The following is a 6,412-nucleotide window of genomic DNA, read 5'->3' as shown; positions in this document are numbered from 1 at the left end:
AGTTGAATACTTTTTTACAAAATTCGCCAACCGATTTGCTGTCAAAGCCGGACTTTCAACGAAGTTTTAGTACTCAAGTAATGAATATGATTGTTGATGATACGATGCAGTTTAAGAAGCTTGATGATTTGGCCAGTGAACTCAATATGAGCCCAAGAAATTTAAGGCGTGTCTTGGAAAAAGAAAACACTAGCTACCAACAAATTAAGCAAAAACTACGATGTGAAAAAGCGCTAAGCCTGCTAAATGATAGTAATCGATCAATAAGCGAGATAGGGTTGGAATTAGGCTTTGATGAAGCCTCGGTATTTTCTAGAGCGTTTAAAACCTGGATGGGCTTATCACCGCGTGCCTATCGTGATAAACACTCGATTGGAAGTGCTTGAGAAGAGTTAACCGGCTTCTTTTGTTTGCTGGTTATAAAGGCTTTCAATTCTTGAAAGAGCATTATCTGTCTTGCGGCAGTATTCTTTGCTGTCTTTTGCGTAGCTGAAAACAACACTGATTCGGTAAAAATGCCGAACTTTCACACACTCGGTGACGATGCCCCCAACCTTGGAAAGTGAAATATACTTACCTCTAAAGTTAATTAGAATGCGTTCTTTGGCCTTAAAGGGACGACGCGACCTGATCGCCATACCATAGCGATTGATATCGAGGCATTTAACTTCCTGTGAGGAGCTGAAGAATTTTCTTAAGCCGACAGGTTGTATTGATATTCGTAAATCAGGCGCTTTATGGCGTCTTTTAATGCGGCGCTCTGCCCAATTTATGAGTTTAATTTTATGCATAGGTATAAAATGGTATGGGGTTAGGTCGAATCAGGAGAGGGATATTAAACGCTAAACACCCAACAAATCAACTTTCAACTGACAGCTGTTCTTATAGTAAATGAATATAGGTTAAATTGTTGGTAAAAATTAGTCTTGTTAAGCCAGTCTGTTTTGTTAATATCGTTTAGATACTTTGAACTAATGCTTTGCATGTAATCATTTTCATAATATTTAAGGGCTCACATTGAAACCGCTATCTACGAAACAATTATACAAAACATGTGATGATGCTGACTTGGGCTTTTCCAGTACTAAAGCTCTGCCGCCATTAAATGAATTTGTAGGTCAGGACCGTGCACAGGAAGCTGTCCGCTTTGCGATGTCAATGCCTGACTCTGGTTACAATGTGTATGCAATTGGCCGCAATGGCTTGGGCAAGCGTACGATGATCTTGCGTTTTCTAGATCATCACCGTAAAGAAAATAGAGAGTTATACGATTGGTGCTACGTTGCTAACTTCGATGAGCCTAGATCACCCAAAGTACTTAAGTTACCGGTTGGCATGGGCGCTAATTTAAAAAAGGATGTCGAAAAGCTTATGACCCGTTTGGTCAAAGGCATTCCTCAGGCTTTCGAGAATGATCAGTACTTTCAGCGCTCAGAAGCACTCAAGCTAGAATACGCTGAAAAGCAAGAAGCGGCATTAGAGAAAGTCGCTAAGCAAGCGAAGCGAAAAAAGGTAAAGCTATCTTTGACAACCCCTGGTGGATACCGTCTCACTGCAATGAATGGTGAAGATGTACATACAGTCGAAAGCTTTGAAGCACTTGCGGAAGATGAGAAAGATCAGTTTGATGATGTAATCACTAAGCTTGAATTAAAGCTAAGAGGGGTGATTAGAAAAATAGCAAACTGGGAACAGGAGTTTGTAGATAAGCAGCAAGCGCTCAATGAAGAGGTTGTACTGGGCGTTACACAGCACCTGGTTGAGTCACTTGCTCACAAATATCATAAGCACTCTTTAGTAATTGATTATTTGAATGATATACAAAATGATATCGTCAATAACTTAGATATTTTTCTCGAAGACAGCGAAGAGCAGGGCGCTATGTCCAATGCAACGCTTGAGAAGAAACTACCTCGTAGATATCAGGTTAATGTACTGGTTCAGCACAAGGACTCTAAAGAGCCTGTTATCGTTGAAGAAAACCCAAACTATCACACGATGTTTGGTTATGTGGAGCATGTGACCTACAAAGGCACGGTGTTTACCGACTACTCCTTAATTCGCTCGGGTTGCTTACATCGTGCCAACGGTGGCTACCTGTTGATTGATGCGGCGAAGGTGCTTGAACAACCTTTTGTGTGGGACGGGATCAAGCGAGCCCTGCGTTCCAAGGAACTGCAAATCAATTCCCTGGAAAGAGAAGTGACTTTGTCTGGAACGATTTCTTTGGAACCGGAACCGATTCCATTAGATGTTAAGATTATTCTCTTTGGTGACCTCGAAACTTATCTATTGCTTCAGAATTACGACCCTGAGTTTGAAGAACTGTTTAAAGTGACAGCGGACTTCGAAAACGAAATGAATCGTACGCCTGAATCACAGATGCTTTACGCAAAATTCATTTCTAGTCTCGTACACGAAAAAGGCTTTCTTCACTGTGACAAGAAAGCGGTGGCTCGGGTAATTGAGTTTAGCTCCCGCCAGGCTGAAAATCAGAATAAGTTGTCACTTCACGCCTCTGAAATATCTAATTTGCTGCGAGAGTCAAACTACTGGGCGCGTGAGCAACGTTCAACAATGATCAGACAGTCTCACGTAGAGCGCGCTTTAGAAAGTGCCGAACACCGCAATGGGCGAATCAAAGATCAACTGTTTGATACGATAAGAGATGGCTCTACTTTGCTATCCGTTAGCGGTTCGGTTGTTGGGCAGATCAATGCACTGTCAGTGTACTCCACGGCGGGTTCGGAGTTCGGAATGCCAAACCGTGTTACTGCAAATTGTTATTTTGGTGATGGTGATATCACAGATATCGAGCATCATGCCAAGTTGGGCGGCAATATCCATACTAAGGGGATTTTGATCCTATCGTCTTATTTGTCATCCTTATTTGCAAAAGATGATCTGATGCCTCTATCTGCAAGTATTGCTTTTGAACAGTCTTACGGTGAGGTTGATGGCGATAGCGCGTCGATGGCCGAGTTCTGCGCCTTAATTTCTTCACTTGCTGATGTGCCAATTCTTCAGCACTTCGCAGTGACCGGCTCAGTGAATCAGTTTGGTGAAGTTCAGCCAATTGGTGGCGCAAATGAGAAAATAGAAGGCTTTCTCGATGCTTGTGAGTTAATCGGCAGTGATCAGAAGCAAGCGGTTATTATCCCTAAAAGCAATATTGCCAATCTTATGTTAAGCCAGAAGGTGATTAATGCCGTTAAGAAAAAGCGCTTTAATATCTATGCAGTAACGCATGTTAATGAAGCATTGGAATTGCTAACGGGTTTAAAGACGGGAACGCTTAAAGACGGTATGTACGAGGATGGCAGCATCTTCGGCAAAGTGCACGAGAAGATGGCCAGCTTACGTGAGAAAGAAGAGAGTAAAGATAGCGAAGAAAAGGGTGCTCATGAGAAAAACGCTTAAGCGACTAAAGCGAACAGGTTTTACACTCCTTATAGTGACTTGTGCTAATGTCTTTGCGGATGACTTGCTCTCAGAAAAGCTAATGACCGACGACGTGGTGCTTGAGGGGGTATTTGCACAGGGCGGTTTGTTAAAAGGTAATGTTAAGCCTTCGTACGACGTAAAACTGAATGAACGCGAAATTCGGCTTACGCGAGAAGGGGATTTTATTATTGGCTTTGGTCGCGATGCTGCGCCGGAGCACAAATTAACATTCAGCGCTCCTAATGGTGAACGTCATTCTCTAATTATTGATGTGAAGCAAAGGACTTATCCGACTCAAAGTATTAAAGGTGTTCCTCAAAAAACCGTGACACCCAGTAAGGATAAACTAGCCCGTATAAAACGCGAAACGGCGCTGGTTAAAAATGCTCGTAAAACTGATTCCAGCTTGCTTTACTTTTTGGATGACTTTACGGCACCTATGAGGGCGCCTATTACTGGTGTCTACGGTAGTCAACGGATTTACAACGGTACACCAAAGCGCCCACATTATGGTGTTGATTATGCTGGGCCAGTTGGGGCGCCAGTTTATGCTCCTGCTAGCGGTAAAGTTACGCTGGTCCATGAAGACATGTTTTACTCCGGTGGCACTTTAATTGTTGACCATGGTTATGGACTATCTTCAACCTTTATTCATCTAAGTGAAGTTGTCGTAAAAGAAGGTGAAGATATTGTGGCAGGCCAGGAAATTGCCAAAGTAGGGGCTGGAGGTCGTTCTACAGGTCCGCACCTTGATTGGCGTGTTAATTGGTATGGTACGAGAATTGACCCTCAGCTGGTTCTTTTGATAGCTGGTGATAAGTAAACTTAAAGCGATGGCATTCTTGCTGCAAGATGGTCATCGCATTCCATTCCATTATTACATTTACTTACCTAGTAAACTCAAACCGCATATACGAAGTACATTTCCGTTAAGCGCATTAGCATCGGGGCGGCTGAAAAAGCTCACTCCCTCTGCGATATCTAGCGGCAAGCCACCCTGTGATAATGCATTCATACGTCGCCCTAGTTCACGAGTCAATAAAGGGATTCGCTGGGTCATATCAGTTTCTATAAAGCCAGGTGCAATGGCGTTAATAGTTAGCCCCTGAAGGCCCTGGTCGGCGGTGTGTTGGCTCATCGCTTCAACATAAGAGGCTATTCCGGCTTTAGAGCAGGCGTAATTACTTTGTCCGAAGTTACCTGCAATCCCGGAAATAGAAGATATACAGATGATGCGTGCATTGTTAGCAAGTAGCTTCTTTTCTATTAGCGCACGATTGATATCCAGCACCCTGGACAAGTTGATGTTTATCACTTGATCCCAAAAGTGCTCTGGCATGTTAGCAATAGTCTTGTCGCGAGTAATGCCAGCGTTATGAACAATGATATCTATTACGCCGAGTTGCGCACCAATAGTATTGCATATAGAGTCGACCGAGCTTTCTGCGCTTAAATCCAATGCAACACTGTGTCCAGAAATCTCTTTAGCGAGAGCTTGTGTAGCACTTTCATTGGCAGGTATATCCAGGCAGACGACTGTTGCACCATCGCGCGCTAATGTTTTTGCGGTGTGATAGCCAATCCCCTGAGCAGCTCCAGTTACAAGAGCAGTTTTGCCGAGTAGTGGCTTAGCCTGGTCTGTTCTTTTCTGCTTGGTTGCTTTGTTGCAAAGCTGAATAGATTGTCCGCTTATGTAGGCTGACTTGGGCGAAAGGAAAAACCTGAGAGAGCTGTCTAGATATTTCTGAGCGCCTTTTTCCAGGTAAATAACATTGCTGGTGATCCCTTTTTTACCACACTCTTTAGCTAGCGATTTTGCAAACCCTATTAAGGAGCCTTGCAAAGAAGCGCTTTCCGGTGATTCAAGTTGCGAAGGTGATTGCCCAATAATGACAAAGCGTCCATTAATACTAATTTTCTTAACGGAACGAGTAAAGACGCTGTACAATTGCTTCAGTTCTTGGCTTGTTTTTATTCCCGTCGCATCAAAAACTAAAGCTTTAAACTTTTGATCTTCAAGGTTGTCGATCTGAATTTCTGTACATTTAGCTTTATAACTCGTAGGTGCGGCCGATAAGTTTAGTGTCTCGGTATTAGAGCGTGCACTAAACAGGGTAATGTTGTCGGAGTCGAGAGCCTTAAATACACTATTAGTCGCAAAATTATGCTTAGTCGCGGCAAGCAGGATTTTACCGCTAATATTATATAAGCTTTCATGTTCGCTACGAGCAAGATTAAGAGGTTTGGGCAAGTTCAAAGCTTGGATGATTGGCTGTGTATACTGAGAGTTCGCAAGCTTTAGATATAGATCACTCATGTCGACTTTTTACCCTTTAAAAAATAACAATAGAGCCTCGTGCGCGGCATGCGCTAGTGTAACGCAAACTATTATAATATCTTACAAAAAATCTATTTTTCTTGAGATAACGTTTTATGACGACACATGACAATTCCTTGAATAACGCTGACCAATATGCGCAGCAGTGGATAAATGATCTGCGCAAGCGCAATAGCCTGCTTAACGGTACGTGGATAGTCACTCTTATCATGGCCTTGGCTTTCGGGCTCTCAGCATTTTATTTTTATCACCAGGGTCAAACTGCACTCCTGGACAGCGTCTTATCTAAGCAAGAAATAGGTAAGCTCGAACTTCAGCTTAAAAATCAGCAAGCCAAAATGTCTACGTCTGGACAATCTCTTGCTGAAACCAAAGCTGAGCACGAGCGTTTGACAAGAGAAAACCAGGCTCAGCAGGAAAAAATACAGGAGTCGGAGGGTGCGCTTGCGGTCAATCAGGATATTATCGACAACCTGAATTCACAACTCGCTTTGCTTAAAGAGGAAAACGAGGCCCTAGCAGCATCCTTGAGTCAGGTTAGGGCGTCTTTGTTGAGTGGCGCAAGCAATAGCGAAGTGCTGGCCGGAGAAAATTCAAGATTAAGCGATGAAATCAAGGTATTAAATAAGA

At 43.0% G+C, this 6,412-nt stretch carries 6 protein-coding genes; 4 read left to right on the top strand and 2 right to left on the bottom strand.

Translation table 11 applies throughout. The annotated features are described in order from the left end of the window. Positions 1-386 (top strand): AraC family transcriptional regulator (locus A3735_RS12065; RefSeq protein ID WP_231882549.1); only part of this gene is annotated, 386 nt, incomplete at its 5' end. Positions 387-392: 6 nt separating this feature from the next. Here A3735_RS12065 and A3735_RS12060 read toward each other — a convergent pair. Further along, complete coding sequence (locus tag A3735_RS12060; protein WP_068510814.1) at positions 393-791, bottom strand: hypothetical protein; 399 nt, start codon at positions 789-791, stop codon at positions 393-395. 226 nt (positions 792-1,017) lie between these two features. Between A3735_RS12060 and A3735_RS12055 the strand changes: the two genes are divergently transcribed. Both A3735_RS12055 and A3735_RS12050 read left to right on the top strand, forming a co-directional pair. Continuing rightward, positions 1,018-3,420, top strand: a complete 2,403-nt coding sequence (locus tag A3735_RS12055; protein ID WP_068510812.1) for a Lon protease family protein — start codon at positions 1,018-1,020, stop codon at positions 3,418-3,420. Further along, positions 3,404-4,267: a M23 family metallopeptidase gene (locus A3735_RS12050; protein ID WP_082880459.1), complete on the top strand. Its 864-nt coding sequence runs from the start codon at positions 3,404-3,406 to the stop codon at positions 4,265-4,267. The genes A3735_RS12055 and A3735_RS12050 overlap by 17 nt, the downstream gene beginning before the upstream one ends. A 60-nt stretch (positions 4,268-4,327) precedes the next feature. Here the strand turns inward: A3735_RS12050 and A3735_RS12045 are convergent, their stop codons facing one another. Next, positions 4,328-5,761 (bottom strand): 3-oxoacyl-ACP reductase, encoded by a 1,434-nt coding sequence (locus tag A3735_RS12045; RefSeq protein ID WP_068510809.1) that lies wholly within the window; start codon positions 5,759-5,761, stop codon positions 4,328-4,330. Positions 5,762-5,877: 116 nt separating this feature from the next. On the opposite strand from A3735_RS12045, the gene A3735_RS12040 reads away from it, so the two are divergent. Then, positions 5,878-6,412, top strand: a 535-nt coding sequence (locus A3735_RS12040) for a hypothetical protein (RefSeq protein WP_156499633.1), incomplete at its 3' end; no start/stop codon positions are given.

This window comes from Oleiphilus sp. HI0061, assembly GCF_001635675.1.
This window is presented reverse-complemented; position numbering and strand designations above follow the sequence as displayed.

Coding starts and splice junctions, on each gene's coding strand:
- A3735_RS12060 (WP_068510814.1), bottom strand. CDS start 791: ATGCATAAAATTAAACTCATAAATTGGGCAGAGCGCCGCATTAAAAGA.
- A3735_RS12050 (WP_082880459.1), top strand. CDS start 3,404: ATGAGAAAAACGCTTAAGCGACTAAAGCGAACAGGTTTTACACTCCTT.
- A3735_RS12045 (WP_068510809.1), bottom strand. CDS start 5,761: ATGAGTGATCTATATCTAAAGCTTGCGAACTCTCAGTATACACAGCCA.